This is a genomic window from Mesorhizobium sp. B3-1-8, assembly GCF_006439495.1.
Lineage (GTDB): Bacteria > Pseudomonadota > Alphaproteobacteria > Rhizobiales > Rhizobiaceae > Mesorhizobium.
This window is the reverse complement of the sequence record NZ_VFTK01000022.1, coordinates 66,480-89,662: the sequence shown is the minus strand read 5'-3', so window position 1 is coordinate 89,662 and position 23,183 is coordinate 66,480. Positions and strand designations below refer to the sequence as shown.

Below are 23,183 nucleotides of genomic sequence, written 5' to 3'. Positions count from 1 at the left end.
GGCTCAGCCGCAGAACCGGTCCAGCCAATGGCGGGCGAGGTCGGAGCGGCGGCAGACCCAGATGTCCGGATTCGACGTGACCTTGTCGAGGAAGCGCTCCAGCCCGATCATGCGACCCGGCCGCGCGGCCAGCCGGCAATGCAGCGACACCGTCATTATGCGCGGGGTCTTCTGGCCTTCCTTCAGAAGCCAGTCGACGCCGTCGCTGACATATTCGAAGAACTGGCTGCCCGTCTCCAGGCCCGAACCGCGCGAAAAACGGCTGTCGTTGTTGTCGAAGCTGTGTGGCACGACAAGGTGCCGCCTGGCGCCGACGTCGACGAAATAGGGCAGGTCGTCATTGTAGTCGTCGCAGTCGAACAGGAAGCCGCCATGTTCGACCACCAGCCGCCTCGTGTTGAGGCTTGGCCGGCCGGTGTACCAGCCCTGCGGATCGATGCCGGTGACCTTGCGGACCGCATCCACCGTCATGGCGATATGCTGGCGCTCTTCCTCTTCGCTGAGCGGCGCGTAGTCGATCCAGCGCCAGCCATGGCAGACAATGTCGCTACCAAGTGCCGCGATCGCCTTGCCCGCGGCCGGGTTGAGCTCCAGCGCGCGCCCGACGACGTAGAAGGTCGGGATCACACCCTTGTCCTGGAACAGCGAGATCAGCCGCCAGACGCCGACGCGCGAACCGTACTCGTAAAGCGATTCCATGTTGCGGTTGCGCAGGCCGGGCGCGGCGGGCGCCACGGCAAGGTCGGACAGGATCGCTTCGGAGACGCCGTCGCCTTCGCCGATGCTGTATTCGGCGCCTTCCTCATAGTTGACGACGATGTTGAGCGCCAGTTTCGCGCCGCCGGGCCACTCAGCCTGCGGAGGCTGCTCGCCATAGCCGATGAAATCGCGGGCAGGCAGATACGGCATATGTGACGTCACGTCTTGAAAATCCCCTCGGATGGAGCCCTACCAGCATTGCCGGCCGCGCATGGCGGTCAGGGCGCGCAGCGTGCGGTCCATGACATCCTGCGGCCCGACCGTGATGCGCAGGCAGTCGGTCAGGCCGTAACCGGAGAGGCCGCGCGTGATGATATCGACGCCGCGCAAAGCGTTGTCGGCGGTGGTGGCTGCCGCCGCGTCGGCAAAGCGGACCAGGACGAAATTCGTCCGGCTTTCGGGAACCTCGTATCCGGCGGCCCGCAAGCCCTGGGCGAAGCGTTCGCGGATGTCGGCGGTGCGCGCCACGATGCCGCGCGTATAGGCCTGGTCCTCGACCGCCGCGACACCCATGGCGAGGCCGACCGTCGAGACCTGGTTGGAATTCTGCATCTTGCGCACTTCGGCGGCGACCTGCGGCGCGAACAGCCCCCAGCCGACGCGCGCGCCGGCCAGCCCGTAGGCCTTGGACAAGGTGCGCAGGACCACGGTGTCGCCGCGCCCAGCCAGCGCAAAGACGGCTTGCGGATCCTGGTCGTCGAATTCGCCATAGGCCTGGTCGATCACCAGGAGAACGTTGCCGGGCAGCGCCGCGCGCAGGCGCAGCAACTCGGCGTTCTTGATGCGCGTGCCGGTCGGGTTGCCCGGGTTGCAGACGAAGACGACGCGCGTTGTCGGCGTGAGAGCCGCAAGGATGGCATCGATCGACACCTCGAAGCCGCGCTCCGCAGCCTTGACGTAGGTCGCCCCGACGCGCGCGGCCGCCGAGGCGGCGAAGTTATAGGCATAGTCCGTGCCCAGCACCTGCGTGCCCGGACCGGCGAAGGCCGTTAAGGTGCAGGCGATCAGCTCCATCGAGCCCGCGCCGCACAGGACAAGATCGCGATCGACCCCATAGGCCCTGGCGATCGCATCGCGCAGCAAGGTCCAGTCCGGGTCCGGATAAAGGTGGCAGCGCGCCACGGCGTCCCGGCCGGCCTCGATCGCCTTGGGGCTGGGCGGGAAGGCGCTCTCGTTCTGGGCCAGCGTCGGCCGGTCATACCCGCCGAAATTCGCCAGCGCGAAAGCGGACATGGCCTCGATATGGGCGGTGGCTTTCAGGGGCACGGTATAAAGGTCCGGCTATCGGCTTGTCGGCAAGGTTTTCCGCAATGAGGCTAAGGCAGGGCGGCCAACCCGCAAAGCAAAATTCGCCGGCACAATGACTATGGGAATTTGGCCCATGCGGGGTGTGGAGGCAGCGACCGACCAGGCTCTCTTTTCTCGACTAGCGGGGCCAGCCAGCTTTGTTCGCTATCAGCACGATCGAGACCGTCATCAAAAGCACGATGAATGTCCAAATCACCATGTTTGCGGACAGGCGCCAGCGGCGACCTTGTCTCATGCGTTTTCGCCAACGATCGGCTTGATTGGCGCCCTCGTATTTTCCCAAGTTATCCCCACGGCCGCAGCCTATCGCAAGCAGGAGCGATTGTAGCTTGCTGCACGGAGGCGGAATAGTGGGGAGGAATGAGGCGGCCCAACTGGGCGCCTCGCGGGGTATTGGCCGCCGGTTCCGATTCCCCGCCATGCGCTGCTCAGTGTTTTAGCCAGAGATGGCTAGATGTCGTATCGGGGGACCAGCTTCGGCGATCGCAGTTCCTGGGCCATCTTTGCCGCTTGGAAGACCGTCATAAGAACGTAGGTCGTTTCACCTTCGGTCGAGTTTATGGCCAAGACCACGCGGCCAATCTCGTCGCTCATGGCGCACGACCAATCCTTGACTGCAATTGCCCGTTTTCCCGCCATGTGCCCCTGCCTTCCTTTCGGGAGGTTATTTGGCGTCGTGAAGACCAGCAATTTGGACTGAATGCCCATTCCGTTGGGCCTAACGTCGGTCTCTACCCTTGTTGTCTTCAACTCATGAGCAATCGAAATGCCCGTCGTCGGATTGGCGAATTGCGGTGGCTAATGATCAAAGCCAGCGCTCCTGGATTCAGCAATCCGAGGCCGGCTGCAAAAGGAAAAGGTGCAGTGTCACCGTAATTCCCTCAGCCTCGCGTGCCGGCTCTTTCGTCCCGAAACGAGACACATCTGAGGCGAGTGTTGCCGCAGAGCTACAGCGCAGCATCCGGATTTTGTTCTACAAACGAGGTTGCGTAGGGTTTCCTGGACACGGCGGACCGTCTGGAACTAGGGGCGCAAGCATGAGGGAGATGGCCCGCCGGCTTCGGTCGGCGGGTCTTTCTTTAGCTATCGATCTCCAGTGGGCTTATGCCCCGGCTGCACATGCCAGATGACTTGGCGATTCGAGAGCGGCTTTGGGAACAGGGTGCAGGGCAAGACCGGCGCGCCGCCACCCAAGTGGCTCGCCAAGGAAGGGCGAGGAGATGCTGCGCCACGCCTCACTGCGGGATTCCGCGAAGATTAGCCGGGTCACCGCTGAGAGAAATGGCTGGCGTGGAAAAGGTCCGCACCAAAACGCTACGCAGGTGCGGACCCTGCTCTTTTCCGCTGAACGCGGGCTCAGGCGAGCCGTAGTTCAGCGCCCGGAGGATGTTAATGATTGCGCGCCCCGGAATATGCGTCACTTCCTTCATTGTGAGTATCTGATGCATCTTTCCGACGAAGCAGCCCGACAGCCTGTTGGGGTAGGAAGCGGACGGGCCGCCGGGCCTAACCGGCCAAGGGCTGGAGGCCGGCTGAGTCGTAGCGTAATATTAGCGGCTGCGCATAAAAACCCTGGGCTGCCATTTTCCCCAGTTTTAGGCGCTGTCAGAAGTGCGGCAGCCGAGAGTGGATGAGCGCGCAGCTATTTCACGCGACCGGCGAGCAGGCCCATACGATCCGCTTTCGGCGGCTTGTCGAAATCCGGCGGGAGAAGCGGGTGATCTGGCGCGATGAGCAAAGGACAGCAGGAGCGGCCCGGCAGGCTGGCAGCTGCCAGCAAACGCCGGGCCTAGCCGATGGGTCTCGGGGGCGAGACACGGCACCGGCTAACGACAACCAGCGCGCTAATTCCCGCGCCGTCTGGCTCTTGATCCTGGCACGGTTTCACACGGATTTTCGGCCAATCTGGCGAGCCGCCGATCTCTCAGCCACAGGGATTTCTTGCTTTCCCGTCTCTCATGGCGAGCATCAAAAGCGGCCGATTGGCCTTGCATCGATGCGATGGCATAGTCGGCTCTGTTGGTTCGATAGTCTTCCTTTTGGATGGTCATTGGTATTCCTCCCGCGGGGGCTTTCCCTCCATAAAGCGGACCGAGGCCAATGGCCGCCAATAAATCGCAGGAGTCTACAAATTGAGGATTGTATTAAAATGATACACACCCGCGCTGGCAGCAATCTAAAGCGGGTGGCTGCGGCTTCATTCCTGTGATGAAAAGGGGCCGGAGCGAGACGATGGCCCCTCGGCTATCGCTTTAGCAAATCGCGATTGATGGTGATGGTAGGTGGCCTCCACCCGCGCGGCATATCCAAGGATGCCTCACGGAAACTTCGCTCGACGTCGGCGGTATAGGTGCCGTCGTTTTCGAAGCGGTCCCAGAGGATGAAGCCAGTGATGAACGCGATCACGATAAGGGGCCAGCGCATCGGAACCTCCCTCAAAGTCCCGAATGGCATTATCTGCCTGCGGTAGGACAAATACAAGCAGTTGCTAATGTTCAGCCCGCGAAGGCGTGGACGGTGTTGAGGCCCAAGGTTGAAATAGCCACGATCTGGCATCTTTCCTGCATTGGACCCTTTCGAGAGCGGAAAGGGATGACGAGATGCGGATACATACTCGGCCGAGCCGAAGGGCTGGCGCGTCGAAATGCATATTTTCGGGGCCACTACCGATCGATAGTGTGCAGGTGGAAGAGGAAGGCGTTGTTATAATCTCTGTGACTGCTGATGACATCTACACAAAGAAATCCAAGCAGCGCTACGAGATAACCCTGACAAGTGAGGAACTCAGACTGCTTGCCGCTGCCGCGCTCGAGCTGCCCCGAGATCGGGCGTCATGAACTGAGCCGCCTCAAAATAGGACGGGGTGTGGGGGCGTGCGGCCTGTGGCTGGCGGGCAAGCGCCTATGTCATCAAACGGGATGTGCGGGAGGGCAAATTTCAAACTGAGACACTACCCATCGTCTCTGGATCATGTCGGCTTGTCGACCAGTGGCGTCTTTCTCTTCAGCGGAACGTAGGCGGTCACCAGTCTGACCTTATCGGCGTTCACAGTGACCGGCACGCAGAGATTGACCGTCGCTTTGCCCCTCATCGACGCGGGTAAACGTTTGGTCAACCACCACCGTGTATTAGAATTCTCTAATGCGTTTCACCCTGGTGCTCTTTTGTTGGGCTGCATTCTTCGGCTGGGATCTGGCCGCCAATGATGGTGAATTCGTGCTCGCGATCGGCCATGGGGTTTTCGGCTCATCCGTATGACGGGGCTGGTCTGACTGCCGGTAGCGCACCTGCTTCTAAAACTCGTGCCGGCAGAACCGGCATATTCGCGCATCTGCCTTCACAATCTCAGCGCAGTCGGGACACTTCTTTTCCAAGATTGGGCCGAAGATTTTGGAGCGCGGTATCGCCTCAATTGTCCGCACCGTTTGATCTGGCTTTCAGCGTGGGTTTTCACCGCCAGGCAAGGAGCGTGTCAGCGATGCCCAACGAAATGAAGGTTCTTTTGCGGATAATGTCACGCTTCGCGACGACCCCGGTCCACCGCTTGATAAGCGTTATAAGACCGTGACGGTTCACACGAAGCACGAACCCTTCATCTTCGTTGGCGAGGGCGACACGGCACGTGTTTGACTACATTCGCCGGGCTCATGCAAAAAGCGGCGCATCTCGGAAGCTGATGGACTGCCACGCGGCGATCAAGGCAGACAAAGGAGCGAGGGCTGAAATCGTATTTGCTTCGTCAGCCCAGGGCTAGACCGACCGAAATCCCGACGCCGATCGCGATGCCGGTTGTCAATCAGCCGAGTGACTTGAGGGCGATCTTCGGAGACATTGACGCCGAGTTGGTGGGTAACAAAATGAGTTGCGAGCGATGCGGCAAGAACGATTTCATGCACGCCGAGACACAAAACCCTTCAGCAAGTGAAAGGCAGGACATCCGCGTGAGGCGGCTTGCCGAGATCAGAACGGTGAGGCGCATCGTTTGGAAGGATGAAGACTGAGGAAGAAGCTTCCGTCTACTGCGAGCCGAGGCTACCGCTTCCGGAGCGCATTTAGCGCTTTGAAAAGCGTTTCGGCTCGACCCAACGTATTCAGGACCTCCGGTGCGTCACCGCTCAAGGCCCCAGGATTGGTGAGGAGCCAGTGCGACGGGGTAAAATGGTCGAACCCCGGTATGCTCTCTGGCAAGACCCGGAAGTATGCCTCGGCCTTCTTGACCAGCCGCTCGGTGCCTTCGTCGGCCGCTTTGAGCTTTGCAGGGTCGAGTGCATTGCTCCCCGAAAGGCCATAGGCACTGTTGACGATGCTGCAGAACAGTTTCGGGTCGAATAGGTCCTCGACATCGGCTTCTTCTTGAGCAGTGAAATCAGCCATCGTTAGGACCCCACCATCTTTGATAATCTGACTGCGTCTCAGCGCATCAAGCTTGTTGCGGTCCTTCTTGGTGTAGTCCGATAGCGCAATCACATCGAGATTGTTCCCGCCGAAGAGCGACACAAAGGAGTGAATCTTGTCGATACCGCCTGCCGGGCAGAGAACCCAACTCGGATCAAGTCCAGTCCTGCTGCGACGCGCAAGCTCAGCGGAAAGCGCCTGCAGATAGAGAATGTCGCCCGGGCCTTCGACAAGGATCGTGTGCTTACCCACAAAGAGCGTCTGCGTGAGCGAGTAGCCAAGAGCGCCCTGTAGTGGGAAGACCGAGTCTCGGTCAGCGTTTAGGACATCATCGCGAACCTGGGTGCCTGTTGGTGTGCGACGTCCCTTCTCCCCGACTTTGACTATGTCCTGCACGATCCGAGACGCCATCAAGTTCTCGTGCGGTACCATGAAAGGCGAATGCGTTGAGTAGATCATTTGATGGTGAGGGGACAGCTTCTCCGAGAAGTAGCGGAGCAGGTCAGCCTGAGCGAGGCCATGTAACGTCAGACCCGGTTCATCGAGCAGGAGGAAGACCTTGCCCTTGGCTTCCTTTTTCACTCTGTCGAACTTGATTAGGAAGGAGAAGAACCACGTAAAGCCCGCACTTCTTTCGGAGAAGGACGTATCCGCCCTGTGGAGTTGATTGTAGATTCGTGCCCGACCCACGGCACCTGAATTGAATGGAGCAGGGTCACCGGGCTTACCTTCTGTCACGTTTACCCGAACCTCGATGTCCTGGTTCTGAGTCCAGTACTCAAGGATTTCCTCGGTGAGCACATTGGAGGCGGCTTGGAGCCGGGCGTTGAAGCTCTCAAAAGTCGTGGCTCCGAGTATGTCGCCAAGAGGCACGCCTGAATACTCGAGGAACTCCCAAAAAAGACGATCCCCACGGAGTTGATCGTTCGTAAACAGTGTGCCGTCGTTCATCCGGTCGTTAAGCGTGGGTAGATGCACGGCGGTGTTCATGCGGTCATAGACCGAAAAATACATGAATTGAGGAAAGTAAGGCTCAAGAATTTGTCGCACTCGGCTAAAAAAGGACGAGTGAGGATAGCTCAATACCTTGTCGAGAAGTGCCTTGTGCTTCGGGTTTGAGCCCGCGAGTTCATTCAACTTCGCTACGAGTTCCTCGCTCGTCGACGGGATGCCCAACTGGCTCTTCTCCGGCGCGGAGAAGTTTGCGTTTGCGATCAGGTATTCGACGGCGCGCTTGGCATCTAATGGGACGCTCCAGTGGTGTCCGGCGGCGTTGTAAGAGCGGGTTATTGTCACTCGATCGCCGGTAACCGCATCCGCGCCAAAATCAGCCGCAATAAGGGCTTTCTGGGTTTCGTCGATCTCCCAAGTTGTGGTGGCTACAACCGCCTGCTTGTCAGTATGCCGCTCGCTATAGCGGGCAAGGAAACGCTTGGGATAGTCGCGCTCGACATCATACTGGAAAGGCGTGGCGGGATGAGAATTTAGTCCCGCCAGTGCCTGGAGGATTGCCGTTTTCCCCGCCTCGTTTTTTCCGACAAGACACGTGAGATGCTCGACGCTGAAATCTCCGGAGTCTTCAACGGAACGGAAGTTCTGTATGCGGATCGTTTTCAATTCCATGAAGGCCTCCCCAAGCAAATCAAGAAACAGATCGAATTAGCTAGCGCACCTCAAATCGTTCGAGCCTGCACATTCCGCAGTCTTCGCCTGTTGAATCGCGCTAGGTCCTTGATGACTTCCCCAAGATGTCCGCTTCTTGCATGAGTGAGCCATGTGCTAAAGCGAGCGTAACATCACCAACCCAACTATCCTCTGTATTGCCGCTTTAACTCTAAAGCAATGACAGTTGGCCCGATCCTTGGGGAAACTTGATCTGCGTGGCCGGCTTCTCGACAACCACCAAGGCATCGTCAGGGGCTGTCCGCTGCATGTGTCGCGCTTCGGACCACGGCGCCGTCAACCAAGCCTCCACTTCATCCCGCGACGTCAGGATCACCGGCATAGCCTTCTCGTGGATTGGCGTGATGAGGGCGTTGGGTTTGGTCGTAAGGAAGCCGTAAAGCTCGAAGTCGCCCGGCCCGTCCTTGACCCTGCGGACTCCCTGCCACTGCGTCCAGAAGCCAGCGAAGAAGAACAGCGGGCGGTCCTCACTTCGGGCGAACCAGTAGTTCCGCTGAATGCCAGTCTCGGGGTCCTTATCGTTCGGCTTAGGGCTAGGCTCCGCGAAGCTCGTCACCGGAACCACACAGCGATGCTCAACGCCAACGTATTGCTGCCAATGGCCATATTGCGGGTTGCGGATGTTGGTAGTGCCATAGTCCGCCTTGCCCTTCACCCGCTCCGCTGGCGTAGGCATGCCCCAGAGCAGCTTGGCAAGCTCGCGCTGACCGTCTGCGGCGTCGCGGACCACAGGGCCTGGCATGTTGGGGTAAACATCAAGGGAGGGTTCAAGGTTGCCCAAGATGTCCTTGAGGCCCGCGTCCACTCGCGGATGGCGTCTTGGGTAGTGGTGATGTGGTAGAGGTTGCACATCCATCGAGGATGCCTCAGCCTTCACCTGTAATCCAGAAGCAAAATGACCCACGGACCTCACAATGGTCGGTCGAGACATGCCCGCATATCGGAAACCTCTCCAAGTTATCTTCTGGTGAGACTTCCTTGGTTCCATGATCACCGCCTAAAGAGGGGTGTGATCTGCTCAGGAACGGGACGGGAGAAAGTTTAACTGATATGAGACCGGCGGGTCGTAGTTTCGGGAGAAAATGTCAGTGGAAATCGAAGACTTTAAAGCGATGTTAGACAAGCGCACTGAGGAGGTTCGAAAGAGATTGGCGGCGCTGCCCGTTGACCCTCCCGAGGGGGCAAACGAGCAGGAGAAATTAGACTTTTTTCGAGGGAGGAAAGAAGCGCTGGAAGCCGAAATGAGGAGCCTTCAAGAGGACCTTACAAAAGCCGTTGGGCTTTTTGACCAATTAACCAACGCTGTGATGAGCCAGGGGCCTCATGGTGTAGCTTTGGTATTCGCGCAGGCGGTGGACAATGAGCTGACTGAGCTGATATTCAGCCACATGCCAGGTTTGGACGTTGAATTAGACAGGTCTCTTTTCAAAGGTTCGGCACCTCTAGCCACCTTTAGTGCAAAAATTGACCTTGCAAAAGCTATGGGCATCATTGAAGCCGAACTCTGGGTTCAACTTCACCGGTTGCGCAGATTGCGAAACAAGTTTGCTCATGCCAGTAAAGTTCTCTCGTTCGAAGATCAGATTGTTATCGACCATGTCAATAACCTCGAAGGACTCCACCAAGAAATAGCCGATCTTGGCCCAAAAGCGAGGTTCATGGGGGCGATTCACACGATGATACTCAAAATACTTGAAAAACGATCGGAGGCTGGAGTGTACCAGCGCTCCGAACGCGATGATCTCAACTGAGGTTGTCGTAGAAGGCGATGAGGCGCTTGCCGCAGTCGGTCTTCTCGTTCTTCGATTAGCGCCTCTTGGCGGCGATGCCCACTTCTACAGCGCTTTCTCAAGCGCCCGCCTGGCCACCTCAAGCCGCGCCTCATCGCCCCCATAATCCTCTCCGACGCTGCCCGAGGAGTGTCCCAAAACGATGTCTTGGTCGGACTTGCTGACGCCAGCCAGCCGCAGCCGGTCTTTCATGAGGTGGCGAAGCGAATGAGTGGTTGCCTTCGGGTCTGTCACACAGGCCCGCACATGTTTGCCCAGGGAGGCAGAGGCTGAGTTCGCTCCTTTTGGCCTGCCATAGGTCGGGAACAGCATTACCGAGTTACCCGCAGCTGCAACGGCTTCCTCTGCCGCCGCCAGTGTGTCCCCGATCAGCGGCACATTTCGCCGTGACACCGCATTCTTGATACGGCGGTCGTCATGCCACTCGACAGTGATATGAGGTGTCGCGTGATCGAGATGCACGTCGGCCACCCTCAGGCCCGAGACCTCGGAAAGCCGACATCCGCTCCCCTGGAGCATCCGCCAGATGTGCTGAAGGTCGTCCTTTGCGTGAGACAACACCCGGGCTGTTATGGCGGCAGCCTCTTCGAGCGTGAAGGGGCGACGCTTGTCCTTGTCCGGCTCTGCCTTGTCCTTGGCGGCCGCCTCCAGATGCATGAAGGGATTGGTGACGCCGTTCAGATCAAATTCCCTAATGGCGTGGTTGATGACCGCACGAACGACATTCAAGTAGCGGTCCACAGAAGACGCTTTGCGACCATCCAGCATGTGGTTCCGAACTTCCTTGGCGTCCTCTCTCTTGAGTCTGCCCAACTTTCGGTCCTTACCTAAGGCCTCTTTGACGAGCTTGAAGACCCTCTCAAGCTCCATCTGCTTCGTTTCGTCTTCTCCAACTCGCTCCTTGAGATAGAGCCGCTTGGCGTCCTCAAGGGTTGGGTCGCGCTGTTGCTGGCGCTCGCCAAGAACCAGGGCGTGGATAAGGGCTCGGTCTTCGATGCCGATGCCGACAGGATGACCGCGCTCATCCACTGGATATTTGTCTGCGATCTGGTCCGCGATCAGCTCTCTTGCGATTGCCTCGGAGTCGTCGGCGTCCTCAGCGCCGCTCCACTCAGGATCGAGGCTAAGCGCTCTGAGGCGAGCGCGACTCAACCTGAACTGCTCAAATTCGGTCGAGGAGGGGGCGCCGGAGCTGCCTTGCCTTTGGTCGGTATTCTGGGGCCGCGACCACTGACGCAACTGCTGCTCCGCCTGGGCATGCGCCTTCGGATTCACCTTGAAGGCTTCCTGTTCGGTGCTCCCGAGGGGAATTAGGATTTCCAACTTACCCGCAGCAGCGCGGAGTTCTTTCGGAATTTTGCGTCGATAGCGCCAACCGGCGACGCCACGTTTCTGGATGTGCTTCACTTCGATCTTCATGGCTCAGGGTACCCCGCAGTGTATCTGGCGGTGTATCTCTGGGGAAGCGGAAACCCCTGCGAGGCTTGGGTTTCAAGGCCTTTCTGGATTAAGTGGCTCCCCGGGCCGGATTCGAACCAGCGACCAACCGGTTAACAGCCGGTTGCTCTACCACTGAGCTACCGGGGAACGGAGGCTCTGACGTGAGTGGCGCAGCCTATAGCAAACACCTTTCGGCTTTGCAAAGCAGCAATTCGCAATTTTTCTCCAGTTTTTAATGCGGCTATTTGTGCCATCGTTCAACATGCCCACATATGAAGGGCTTCACACCGGCACGGAACAAAGCGGCCGGTTGGCCTTTGACATGGCATTGGCGGCAGATGGGATTTGATTTTGAATGACGGCAGCTGACGACGACAGTGCCCCGGCGCGGAAGATTTCGGTTTTCGGCCGCGAGTTCACCATGCCGCGCTCGCGCGGCTGGCGAATCGCGATCGGCATGCTGCTCACCCTTGGCGGGATTCTGGGCTTTCTGCCGATTCTCGGCTTCTGGATGGTTCCGCTCGGTCTCCTGGTGCTGTCCTACGAATTCGCCATGATCCGGCGCCACCGGCGGCGTTTCGTCGTCTGGTGGGAACGCCGGCGCCGGCCCGACTGAGCGCCTGCGGCGGCTCCGCCGCGGCGATGCTGGACCCATGACAACCGATTGGTAATAACCACTTTGGCTGCTCGATACGAAAGCGTCGGGAATGACGCGCGAGCGCTTGACGACCTTTGAGCGCCAACATAATGAGTTCGCTCGGAACGCCGGGAGCATTGCGAGGCCTCGTGGCGGAGTGGTTACGCAGAGGACTGCAAATCCTTGCACCCCGGTTCGATTCCGGGCGAGGCCTCCAGATGCTTGCGGGCTCCAGCGCAACCGCGCCGGAGCAGGGGTTCCAGTCGAAGTTTTGGCCGCGCGCCTGGCGCGGGGAGCGGATTGTTGGGACATGAACGCTGATTTCTCCGAACGCCGCGTGAAGATGGTCGACGGCCAGGTCCGCACCACCGATGTCACCAGCGCGCCGCTCATCGAGGCGATGCTGACCGTCCCGCGCGAGGCCTTCGTCGGCGCCGGACAGCGGGATCTGGCCTATATCGACGAAGACATCCGCATTTCCGATGGCGCGAATGGCGGCGGCGCACGCTACCTGATGGAGCCGTCGCCGCTCGCCAAGCTTTTGCAACTGGCTGAAATCGACGCGAGCGATTCGGTGCTCGATGTCGGTTGCGGCACCGGCTATTCCGCCGCGTTGCTGTCCAGGCTCGCGCGTTCGGTCGTGGCGCTCGAGAGCGATCCCGCGCTGGCGGATGCCGCCAAATCCACGCTTTCCAGCCTTGGCTGCCAGAACGTCACGGTGGTCACCGGGCCGCTGCCGCAGGGGCAGGCCGCCAAGGGACCCTACAACGCCATTTTCATCGGCGGCAGCGTCGAGGAAGTGCCGCCGGCATTGCTCGATCAGCTTGCGGAAGAAGGCCGCCTGGTTGTGGTCGAAGGGCGGGGCAACTCTGGCGTGGCCCGTCTGTTTTTCAAGGCAGGAGGGGTTGTAACCGGAAGAAGGGCCTTTAATGCGGCAATTAAGCCACTACCGGGCTTCGAACGTGCTCACGCGTTTGAATTCTGAGCGTTTTTGCCTTGCAGCGAATGCGCTGTCATGATCGCTTGCGCCTGACAATCGTTGCTGATTTGGTTAACCGGGTGTTTTCGGGAGGCCGACAGCGGGGGAACGATAAACAACGCGGCGCCGGCCGATCCTTATGGGTAGGCTGACGTGGCGTGGTTCCCATGCAAAACGAATGAGGGAAATAACGTGCCGCCTCTACGCAAGAGTGTTTTAGTAGCTATCCTTGTTTCGGCCACCGCGCTTTCGCCGTTGGCCGCCTCCGCTGAAACCATTACGGGCGCGCTCGCCAAAGCCTATCAGTATAACTCCCAGTTGAATGCTGCCCGCGCTGGCGTGCGCGTCACTGACGAGGGTGTAGCCATTGCCAAGTCGGGCTGGCGTCCGACCGTCACCGGTTCGGCCAACATCGACTACACCAACATACATGGCTTTGGCACCAGCAGGAGAATAACGACGGGCAGCTTCGGCGTGCAGATCAACCAGACGCTGTTCGACGGGTTTCAGACCAAGAACAATGTCGCCGCCGCGGAATCGCAGGTGAAGGCTTCGGTCGAAAGCCTGCGCAACACGGAAGAGAACATCCTGTTCAACGCGGCCAGCGCCTATATGGACGTGATTCGCGACCGTCAGATCGCGGTGCTGACCGAGCAGAACCTGCAGTTCCTGACCGAGCAGGCGCGCGCCGCCCGCTCGCGCTTCGAGGTCGGCGAGGGCACCCGCACCGACGTCGCCCAGGCCGATGCCTCCCGCGCGACGGCCGTGGCGCAGTTGAGCGCCGCTCGCGCGACGGCGCTGGCAAGCGCCGCAACCTACCACCAGATCGTCGGCGACGAGCCTGGCAAGCTCAAGGCAGCCTCGCCGCTTGGCAAGCTGCTGCCAGGTGGCGTCGATTCGGCCTTGGCCATCGCTTCCGCCGAACATCCCGCCATTCTGGCCACACAGCATCTCGTCGATGCCGCCGCCTTTTCGGTGAAGTCGTCGGAAGGCGCGCTGCTGCCGCAGGTGACGGCCTCGGCCGGCGTTTCGGACGACTACAGCCACACCGTTCCCAGTTCCATCAGCAGCCCTAACGGTAGTTCGACATCGGCCAATATCGGCGCTTCGCTCACCATTCCGATCTATTCGGGCGGCCGGACCTCGGCGCTGGTGCGGCAGAGCAAGGAATCACTGGGCGAGGCGCGCATCCAGGTCGATGTCAGCCGCGACCAGGTGCGCCAGGCCGTGGTCTCGGCCTGGACGCAATATGTCGCCGCGCGCCAAAGCGTGGATGCCAACAGGCAGGTGATCGATGCCGCGCAACTGGCGCTCAACGGCGTCATCGAAGAGCGCAATGTCGGCCAGCGCACGACGCTGGATGTGTTGAACGCGCAGAACGCGGTCATCACCGCCAAGATCAACCAGGCCAGCTCCGAACGCGACGTGGTCGTGGCGAGCTATGCCATTCTGTCGGCGATGGGCCGGCTGTCGGTCGATCGTCTTGGGCTGGCGGTCACCAAATACAGGCCCGAAGAGCATTACAACGCCGTCAAGGACAAGTGGTTCGGACTGCGCACGCCCGACGGACGCTGATTTCCGGTATGCTTCCAGCAAGCGCCGCGTGTCCGATGGACGCGCGGCGTTTTTCTTTGTCGATGGCACGGGCTCGTCGGGCCGCGAACCGCCTAATCTGTTGAAATCCAACAAGTCCCCAGATTGGGGATTCTCGGATGACGATCGGTCGGTTACGCTGTGACCATTGATTCGAATTCCGACCTGGGCAGGAACGGAATTCTTGATGGGTCAAGTTCTTGAACGGGTCAGTTCTTGGACAGGGTCGAGTTCTTGGGCAGGTCACTGGGGCGGCGGATGTGACGATGGCGACGGCAAGCAGCGCGCAGCGCGAACCTTCCATGGAAGAGATACTGGCTTCCATCCGAAGGATCATCGAAGACAGCGACACCGGGCGCAAGCAACCGGCCGAGGCCGGTGAACTGCGCCAGGATCTGGAGCCGGCCGCGGTTAGCGTACCCACGGTCGAGGTCGACGCCTTTCGTTCCGAATTGCATGCCGACGCCGGCCCGCGCAAGCCAGCGACGCTGGCGGAGGTCCAGGCCCAGCTGGCCGCGGCCGATCCGGCGGTCCCACGCGTCGAGGCTCGTCGAGAGCCGGTCAAGGCGGCTCCGGCCACGGCCAATCCCGAGGGCATCGAGCCGAGCGCGCAAGCGGCCACGAGCAGGCCGGCCGCGGCAAATGCGACGCAGTCGGCCGAGACCATCGTCGCCGATTGGCGGCGCGAAATAGCGGCGGTCGGCGGCAGCACGGTTACCGCGAGACCGGCCGTCCGGGTTCCGGAAGCCGCGCCGAGGGTCGAGATCGAGAAGCAAGAGCCGGCGTTTGAAGCTGCCGCGCATGCCAGCGCTCCCCGGGCATCCGAACCGGAGACACAGCCGGCCCGGCCCGCGATCCTTTCCGAGCATACGGGCCGGCAGGTTGCTGCGGCCTTCGGCGAGCTTTCCGATGCTTTTGCCAGCCGCGGCAAGAAGAGTTTCGACGAGATGGCCGAGGAGATGCTGCGGCCGATGCTGCAGGATTGGCTCGACAACAACCTGCCGACGCTGGTCGAAAGGCTGGTGCGCGAGGAGATCGAGCGCGTGGCGCGCGGGGCGCAGTAAGCTGCCGCAACACGCATGCTGAAAAGCGCCGCCTTCGGGCAGCGCTTTTGCTTTGGGACCCGCTGCGCCCTTGCAGTCGACATGCATCAGGCGAGCCGCCATTGCGGCACCGGCCGGGATTGTCGCCGGTCGCGGCATGCCTATCTGTAAGAGCGATCGCAGTTCTCGCGGTTGACTCGGCCAAGACCTTCCGATTTACACCGGACGCTTGTTCCCGACAGTTCGGACCTCCTCCATGCTTGATAAGACCTACGACGCCAAAGCCGTCGAGCCGAAGATCGCCAAAATCTGGGAAGAGGCGGATGCCTTCCGGGCAGGCGCCGGCGCGGAAGAGGGGGCCGAAGCCTTCACCATCGTCATCCCGCCGCCGAACGTCACCGGCTCGCTGCATATGGGCCATGCGCTCAACAACACGCTGCAGGACATTCTCGTGCGCTTCGAGCGCATGCGCGGCAAGAACGTGCTTTGGCAGCCCGGCATGGATCATGCCGGCATCGCCACGCAGATGGTGGTCGAGCGCCAGCTCATGGAAAAGCAGATCCACCGCCGCGATCTGACGCGTGAGGAGTTCATCGAGAAGGTCTGGGAGTGGAAGGCCGAATCGGGCGGCGCGATCTTCAACCAGCTGAAGCGGCTCGGGGCCTCGGCCGACTGGTCGCGCGAACGCTTCACCATGGATGAAGGCCTGTCCAAGGCGGTGCTGGAAGTCTTCGTCACGCTCTACAAGGAAGGCCTCATCTACAAGGACAAGCGCCTTGTGAACTGGGACCCGAAGCTGCTTACCGCCATTTCCGACCTCGAGGTCGAGCAGCACGAGGTCAACGGCAATCTCTGGCACTTCCGCTACCCGATCGAAGGCGAGGCGTTCGACCCTGAGAACCCGAAGACGTTCATCACGGTGGCGACGACGCGTCCCGAGACGATGCTCGGCGACACCGCCGTGGCCGTGCATCCGGACGACGAGCGGTTCACCGATCTGGTCGGTAGCCACGTCGTGCTGCCGATCGTCGGCCGCAAGATTCCGATCGTCGCGGACGAGTATTCCGATCCGGAGAAAGGCTCCGGCGCGGTCAAGATCACGCCAGCGCATGACTTCAACGACTTCGAGGTCGGCAAGCGTCACAAGCTGCCGGCGATCAACATCCTGACGGTCGAAGCGGACATCAAGCTTAAGGACAATGAGGATTTCCTCGCCGGTCTCGAGGTCACGCCGGAGCGCCAGGCCCTGTGGGACGAGCTGGACGGGCTCGACCGTTTCGCCGCGCGCAAGAAGATCGTCGAGCTGATGGAGGCCGGCGGCTTTCTGGAAAAGGTCGAGCCGCATCGCCATGCCGTTCCGCATGGCGACCGCGGGGGCGTGCCGATCGAGCCATTCCTGACCGACCAGTGGTATGTCAACGCCGCCGAGCTCGCCAAGCCGGCGATTGCCTCGGTGCGCGAAGGCCGCACCAACTTCGTGCCGAAGAACTGGGAGAAGACCTATTTCGACTGGATGGAGAACATCCAGCCCTGGTGCATCTCGCGCCAGCTCTGGTGGGGGCACCAGATCCCGGCCTGGTACGGGCCGGACGGGCATGTCTTCGTCGAAAAGACCGAGGAAGAGGCTTTAGCCGCGGCGATCGAATATTACCTTGCGCTGGAAGGGCCGTGGAAGGCCTGGGTCGAGGACAAGCTGGAAAACTTCCAGCCGGGCGAGATCCTGACCCGCGACGAGGACGTGCTCGACACCTGGTTCTCGTCGGCGCTGTGGCCGTTCTCGACGCTCGGCTGGCCCGATCAGACGCCGGAGCTCAAGACCTATTACCAGACCGACGTGCTGGTGACCGGCTTCGACATCATCTTCTTCTGGGTCGCCCGCATGATGATGATGGGCCTGCACTTCATGGACGAGGAGCCGTTCCACACCGTCTATGTGCATGCACTGGTGCGCGACAAGAACGGGCAGAAGATGTCGAAGTCGAAAGGCAACGTCATTGATCCGCTCGACCTGATCGACGAATATGGCGCCGACGCGCTGCGCTTCACGCTGACTGTCATGGCGGCGCAAGGGCGCGACGTGAAGCTCGATCCGGCCCGCATCGCCGGCTACCGCAATTTCGGCACCAAGCTGTGGAACGCGACGCGCTTCGCCGAGATGAACGAGGTCGCGCGCGACGACGAGTTCTGGCTGAACGACGCCAAGCTGCCGGTCAACCGCTGGATCCTGACCGAGCTGACGCGGGCGGCGCGCGCTGTCACCGAAGGCATCACCAGCTACCGGTTCAACGAAGCGGCAGGCGCGGCCTATCGGTTCGTCTGGAACCTGTTCTGCGACTGGTACCTGGAACTGTTGAAGCCGGTGTTCATGGGCACGGACGAGGCCGCCAAGGCCGAGAGCCGGGCCTGCGTCGCCTTCGTGCTGGACGAGATCTACAAGCTCCTGCATCCGATGATGCCGTTCATGACCGAGGAACTGTGGGCGCAGACCGCTGGCGAGGGCAAGCTGCGCTCGTCGCTGCTTTGCCACGCCGCCTGGCCGTCGCCCGACTTCGGGGACGAAGAGGCCGCCGCCGACATCAACTGGCTGGTCGACCTCGTTTCGGGCATCCGCTCGGTGCGTTCGGAAATGAATGTGCCGCCGGCGGCGATCGCGCCGCTGATGGTGATCGGCGCCAACACGCTGACGCAAGAGCGGCTGGAGCGTCACGCCCAGGCGATAAAGCGGCTGGCGCGCATCGGCGATATCGCGCTCGCCGATGCACCGCCCAAGGGCTCGGCCCAGATCGTGCTCAACGAGGCGACGGTGAGCCTGCCGCTCGGCCGCCTGATCGACCTCCAGGCCGAGGCCGCGCGGCTGCAGAAGGAACTGGCCAAGGTAACCGAGGAGATCGCTCGCCTGCACAAGAAGCTGTCGAACGAAAAGTTCGTCGCCAATGCGCCGGAAGAGGTGGTCGAAGCCGAGCGTGAGAAACTCGCCGAATATCGCGAGGCGCAGGAGAAGCTTTCGGTGGCTTTGACCAGGGTCCGCGACGCCGGCTGAACGGCAAGATTCGGCCTCGCTCCAAAGGTGGTTTCCGGTACGTTAGCTGCCTCGAAAATGGGCGTGCCGCTACGTTAATTTTGACGTAAACGGAAAGTTTGCGCCCCATTGTTGCCATAATGTAACAATGGGGTCCGCAAGCGCTAAAATCGGCTGTTTTTGCCCTGTTTTGGGTAGTTACTTCGGATTTTTTCGACCGTTCGACCCCGGTTGGCGCGATTCAGGCGCCGATTGCGGTGCCAGCCACCATGGCGAAAATACGTGCTGTCAAGATGTACATGTACAGCTCTTGAAATCGTTGTTGCGTCGTTAACCCGAATTGGTTCTAGCTTTGAGCCACTTGTATTTCGGGGAGGGATTTCCATGAACATCTTGCGGCTCAAAGCTCTGGCGGGGGCAGGCTGCTTTTCGATCGCGTTGATCGGCGCGGCGATGCATCCCGCGCATGCCGGCGGCCTAGAGCGCGGCGGCTACGACATCGACCTGCTTTTCGATCCTTCGCAGGTCGCGACGGAAGCTGAAGCGACCTATGTGATGCCGGATCGCAAGTACAAGAATGCGACTGGTCCGGGGGGCTTCAACTTTTTCAGTTCCACGGCAGATGGGGCCGAGCCCTATTGGGTACCGCGCATTGGGGTCAAAGCCCAAGTTGTTCAAGGCGTCGACTGTATGGTCGACTATTCACAGCCTTGGGGCGCCCACACCGCCCCCGGCGCGTCGTGGAATGGCGCTTTTTCGAACGTCGAAACCGATATTAAGAGCAATAACTACGCCGGTACATGCTCCTACAAGTTTGATGCCGGTAAGGGCCAGCTACGTTTTATCGGCGGCGTGTTTTATCAGGACATTTCAGGCTTCAAGGAAAGCTTGGTGGGTTTCAATCCATTTGGGCCGTCACCGATTGGTCGCGTCGACCTAGAGGCCAGCGGTTGGGGCTGGCGAGCCGGTGTTGCCTACGAAATCCCTGAGATCGCGCTTCGGGCCAGCTTGGTCTACAATTCGCAGGTCAAGCTCGACAACATCTCTGGAACGCTGACTTTGCCGGACGGCTTGGGAGGGACCACAGCCACGCCAATCTATGGCTCGACGCAGTACATGCCTGACTCGGTTGAGTTGAAATTGCAGTCGGGTATCGCTCCCGGCTGGCTGGCCTTTGGTTCGATCAAGTGGGTTAACTGGAGCACTCTGCAAAGTGTTCCGATCTGTTCCGAACAGACCAAAGGTTTGGCTGCGTGTACAACCGTTTCTCCCCTTCCGGTTCGGCTTACCTCTCTTGACCTTATGTATCGCGACGGCTGGACCGTTTCCGGCGGCATAGGTCACAAGTTCAATGATGAATGGAGCGCCGCTGGTCAGCTTACCTGGGATCGCGGCACGTCGCACGGCTATGGCGTCCAAACCGATACTTGGACGCTCGGCGGCGGTGTTGCCTACACGCCTCGGCCAAACATCGAGCTACGCTTGGCTGGTGCTATCGGCGTCATGACCAGCGGCCATTCTGGCACGCTTACCGACGAGAATGGCTATACGGCGGGCGAAGACGCTACCTATGACGTCGGCAATGATCTGATCACGGCGATTTCAGGCGGAATCAAGATCAAGTTCTAAGTTTCTGAAAATTCATCGAAAAGGCAGGGCAGTGCTCGGCCTTTTTTGTTGGGTCAATGATGCTTCGGCTTCGCCCCTTCAACCCGCTGTTGCAGATTCGTCGCGAACCGGCGCCCGATGCGATTGTGATGTTTCGGCAACACTTTCTGAACAACCCCTGCTGTAGAAGTCAGACAGAGGGACCTGCCCATTTCCCGCCATAAACCCGGAGCACCCGAGATATGTCCCGGGATGCGTGCCAGGTTGGCGCGGCGAGGGGACCGGCCGCGGGGTGTGCGGCAAGGACGATGATGGACGCCAAGGCAATCTCCAAGGCCAAGCTGCCCAGCCGCCACGTGACCGTTGGTCCGGCGCGCGCGCCGCATCGTTCGTACCTCTATGCCATGGGCCTGTCGGCGGCCGAGATCGCGCAGCCTTTGGTCGGCGTCGCCAGCTGCTGGAACGAAGCGGCGCCCTGCAACATCTCGCTGATGCGCCAGGCGCAAGTCGTCAAGAAGGGCGTTGCGGCCGCCAACGGCACGCCGCGCGAGTTCTGCACCATCACCGTCACCGACGGCATCGCCATGGGCCACCAGGGCATGAAGTCGTCGCTGGTGTCGCGTGAGGTGATCGCCGATTCGGTCGAGCTCACCATGCGCGGCCATTGCTACGATGCCCTTGTCGGGCTCGCCGGCTGTGACAAGTCGCTGCCCGGCATGATGATGGCGATGGTGCGTCTCAACGTGCCCTCGATCTTCATCTATGGCGGCTCGATCCTGCCCGGCAGCTATCGCGGCCGGCAGATCACCGTGCAGGACGTGTTCGAGGCGGTCGGCCAGCATTCGGTCGGCACGATCAGCGATGCCGAATTGCTCGAGATCGAGCAGGCGGCCTGTCCTTCCGCCGGTTCCTGCGGCGCCCAGTTCACCGCCAACACGATGGCGACCGTTGCTGAAGCAATTGGCCTCGCGCTGCCCTATTCCTGCGGCGCGCCGGCGCCCTACGAGATGCGCGACCGCTTCAATTTCGCCTCGGGCGAAAAGGTGATGGAGCTGATCGCCAGGAACATCCGGCCGCGCGACATCGTCACGCGCAAGGCGCTGGAGAACGCGGCGACCGTGGTGTCGGCCACCGGCGGCTCGACCAATGCGGCGCTGCATTTGCCGGCGATCGCGCATGAGGCCGGCATCAAGTTCGACCTGTTCGACGTGGCGGCGATCTTCGAGAAGACGCCCTATATCGCCGACCTCAAGCCGGGTGGCAAATATGTCGCCAAGGACATGTTCGAGGCCGGCGGCATTCCGCTCTTGATGAAGACGCTGCTCGACCATGGCTATCTGCATGGCGACTGCATGACGGTCACTGGCCGCACTTTGGCCGAAAATATGGAGCACGTTTCCTGGAATGAGAGCCAGGATGTTGTGCGTCCCGCCAATCGGCCAATCACCAAGACAGGCGGCGTTGTGGGCTTGAAGGGCAACCTTGCCCCCGAAGGTGCGATCGTGAAGGTCGCGGGCATGTCGGAACTGAAATTCTCCGGTCCGGCGCGTTGCTTCGATTCGGAAGAGGAGTGCTTCGAAGCGGTCACGCAGCGCAACTACCGCGAAGGCGAGGTTCTCGTCATCCGCTATGAGGGGCCGCGCGGCGGTCCGGGCATGCGCGAGATGCTGTCGACGACGGCCGCGCTCTACGGCCAGGGCATGGGCGGCAAGGTGGCGCTGATCACCGACGGGCGCTTCTCCGGCGCCACGCGCGGCTTCTGCATCGGCCATGTCGGGCCGGAGGCGGCGGTCGGCGGGCCGATCGGGCTGATCAAGGATGGCGATTTGATCTCGATCGACGCCGTGAAAGGCACGATCGAAGTGGCCCTGTCGAACGCCGAACTGGCGGCCCGGGCCAAGAGTTGGAAGGCGCGCAAGACCGACTATCAGTCCGGTGCGATCTGGAAATATGCGCAGGCCGTAGGGCCGGCCCGCGACGGCGCGGTGACCCATCCGGGCGCCGCAGAAGAAACGCACTGCTATGCGGACATCTGAGGTGTTGAGGTCGTCTGTCTTTTCGGCACTGGTCGTGATCGCCGGTCTTGGCGCGACCTTGGGCGCCGTCGGGCAGGCCATGGCCTTCGACGACAAGGTGTTCGACGACAAGACCGGCGTGAAGCCTCAGTCGAGCCCCTGGGCGGTGTTCCAGTTCGGCTTCTCCGCCTACAAGAGCGGCCATAAGGAACAGGCGGTCGAAGCCTATAAATACGCCGCCGAGAACGGCCAGATCGGCGCCACCTGGAAGCTTGCGCGCATGTATGCCGAAGGCGACGGCGTGACGCGCGACGACTACGCCGCCTTCAAGTTCTTCTCGGAAATCGTCGATCAGGATGTTGAGCCCGGCTCGCCGGAAGAAAGCTATGTGTCGGACGCGCTGGTGGCGCTGGGCGACTATCTGCGCAAGGGCATTCCCGGCACGCCGGTCGAGGAGAACGATGTCGCGGCGCAGGAATACTACATGCGCGCCGCCGCCAACTACCGCAATCCGAACGCCCAGTTCGAGATCGGCCAGATGTTCCTCAAGGGCGAGGGCGGCGTGAAGGCCAGCGTCAAGCAAGCCGGCCGCTGGCTGCAGCTCGCGGCCGAGAAGGGCCATGCCGGCGCGCAGGCGACGCTCGGCAACCTCCTGTTCCAGAGCGGCAAGGTGGTGCGCGGCCTGGCGATGATGACGGCCGCACTCGAGCGGGCTCCGGCGGCCGACCAGCCCTGGATCCGCAACATGCAGGAAGAGGCGTTCGCCGCGGCCGGCGAGGCCGATCGCCGGACCGCGATCTCGCTCGCCGACGATATCCTGACCAAGGGCAACAACGGCGACCAGTAAGCGCAGGTTGGCGATAGCGTGCATGGCAGCTTGGCGCATGCAATGGCTAATGCAGCGCTGGTCGACC

The 23,183-nt window shown here is 60.9% G+C and carries 16 protein-coding genes, 2 tRNA genes and 1 pseudogene; 10 read left to right on the top strand and 9 right to left on the bottom strand.

Annotated features, from left to right (window positions below; genetic code table 11):
* Positions 1-3 precede the first annotated feature (3 nt).
* From FJ424_RS20765 to FJ424_RS20720, 7 genes and pseudogenes are all read right to left on the bottom strand, one after another.
* Positions 4-921, bottom strand: coding sequence for an allantoinase PuuE (locus FJ424_RS20765; RefSeq protein ID WP_246677313.1), 918 nt, complete (start codon positions 919-921; stop codon positions 4-6).
* A 27-nt stretch (positions 922-948) separates the two neighbouring features.
* Positions 949-2,025, bottom strand: a complete 1,077-nt coding sequence (locus FJ424_RS20760) for a histidinol-phosphate transaminase (RefSeq protein ID WP_246677312.1) — start codon at positions 2,023-2,025, stop codon at positions 949-951.
* Between the two features lie 492 nt (positions 2,026-2,517).
* A complete protein-coding gene (locus tag FJ424_RS20755) occupies positions 2,518-2,775 on the bottom strand; it encodes a hypothetical protein (protein WP_181181747.1) in 258 nt (85 codons plus the stop codon).
* 527 nt (positions 2,776-3,302) lie between these two features.
* The gene (locus FJ424_RS20750) at positions 3,303-3,497 is read right to left on the bottom strand and encodes a hypothetical protein (protein ID WP_140652541.1); all 195 of its coding nucleotides are present in this window, start codon (positions 3,495-3,497) and stop codon (positions 3,303-3,305) included.
* Positions 3,498-4,311: 814 nt separating this feature from the next.
* Complete coding sequence (locus FJ424_RS20740; RefSeq protein ID WP_140652539.1) at positions 4,312-4,491, bottom strand: hypothetical protein; 180 nt, start codon at positions 4,489-4,491, stop codon at positions 4,312-4,314.
* Between the two features lie 1,608 nt (positions 4,492-6,099).
* The gene (locus FJ424_RS20725) at positions 6,100-8,085 is read right to left on the bottom strand and encodes an AAA family ATPase (RefSeq protein WP_140652536.1); all 1,986 of its coding nucleotides are present in this window, start codon (positions 8,083-8,085) and stop codon (positions 6,100-6,102) included.
* A gap of 211 nt (positions 8,086-8,296) precedes the next feature.
* A pseudogene (locus FJ424_RS20720) lies at positions 8,297-8,997 on the bottom strand (SOS response-associated peptidase).
* A gap of 236 nt (positions 8,998-9,233) precedes the next feature.
* Here FJ424_RS20720 and FJ424_RS20715 point away from each other — a divergent pair.
* Positions 9,234-9,896 carry an MltR family transcriptional regulator gene (locus tag FJ424_RS20715; protein WP_181182003.1) on the top strand — a complete coding sequence of 221 codons (663 nt, stop codon included), beginning with the start codon at positions 9,234-9,236 and terminating at the stop codon, positions 9,894-9,896.
* A gap of 84 nt (positions 9,897-9,980) precedes the next feature.
* Here the strand turns inward: FJ424_RS20715 and FJ424_RS20710 are convergent, their stop codons facing one another.
* Both FJ424_RS20710 and FJ424_RS20705 read right to left on the bottom strand, forming a co-directional pair.
* Entirely contained in the window at positions 9,981-11,354 is a 1,374-nt protein-coding gene (locus FJ424_RS20710) for a tyrosine-type recombinase/integrase (RefSeq protein ID WP_140652532.1), read from the bottom strand.
* A gap of 93 nt (positions 11,355-11,447) precedes the next feature.
* Positions 11,448-11,522, bottom strand: a tRNA-Asn gene (locus FJ424_RS20705).
* A 208-nt stretch (positions 11,523-11,730) separates the two neighbouring features.
* On the opposite strand from FJ424_RS20705, the gene FJ424_RS20700 reads away from it, so the two are divergent.
* From FJ424_RS20700 to FJ424_RS20660, 9 genes are all read left to right on the top strand, one after another.
* Positions 11,731-11,991 (top strand): hypothetical protein, encoded by a 261-nt coding sequence (locus FJ424_RS20700; RefSeq protein ID WP_140646690.1) that lies wholly within the window; start codon positions 11,731-11,733, stop codon positions 11,989-11,991.
* Between the two features lie 164 nt (positions 11,992-12,155).
* Positions 12,156-12,229: transfer RNA gene (locus tag FJ424_RS20695), tRNA-Cys, on the top strand.
* A gap of 93 nt (positions 12,230-12,322) precedes the next feature.
* A complete protein-coding gene (locus FJ424_RS20690) occupies positions 12,323-12,997 on the top strand; it encodes a protein-L-isoaspartate O-methyltransferase (RefSeq protein WP_140652530.1) in 675 nt (224 codons plus the stop codon).
* Between the two features lie 186 nt (positions 12,998-13,183).
* Positions 13,184-14,566: a TolC family outer membrane protein gene (locus FJ424_RS20685; RefSeq protein WP_140646692.1), complete on the top strand. Its 1,383-nt coding sequence runs from the start codon at positions 13,184-13,186 to the stop codon at positions 14,564-14,566.
* A 284-nt stretch (positions 14,567-14,850) separates the two neighbouring features.
* Positions 14,851-15,648 (top strand): PopZ family protein, encoded by a 798-nt coding sequence (locus FJ424_RS20680; protein ID WP_140652528.1) that lies wholly within the window; start codon positions 14,851-14,853, stop codon positions 15,646-15,648.
* Between the two features lie 235 nt (positions 15,649-15,883).
* Positions 15,884-18,667, top strand: coding sequence for a valine--tRNA ligase (locus FJ424_RS20675; RefSeq protein WP_140652526.1), 2,784 nt, complete (start codon positions 15,884-15,886; stop codon positions 18,665-18,667).
* 363 nt (positions 18,668-19,030) lie between these two features.
* Positions 19,031-20,275, top strand: coding sequence for an OmpP1/FadL family transporter (locus FJ424_RS20670; protein WP_140652525.1), 1,245 nt, complete (start codon positions 19,031-19,033; stop codon positions 20,273-20,275).
* Positions 20,276-20,565: 290 nt separating this feature from the next.
* Positions 20,566-22,290 (top strand): dihydroxy-acid dehydratase, encoded by a 1,725-nt coding sequence (gene ilvD / locus FJ424_RS20665; RefSeq protein WP_140652607.1) that lies wholly within the window; start codon positions 20,566-20,568, stop codon positions 22,288-22,290.
* Positions 22,277-23,116, top strand: coding sequence for a tetratricopeptide repeat protein (locus FJ424_RS20660; protein ID WP_140646696.1), 840 nt, complete (start codon positions 22,277-22,279; stop codon positions 23,114-23,116). Before ilvD ends, FJ424_RS20660 begins: the two co-directional genes overlap by 14 nt.
* Positions 23,117-23,183 lie beyond the last annotated feature (67 nt).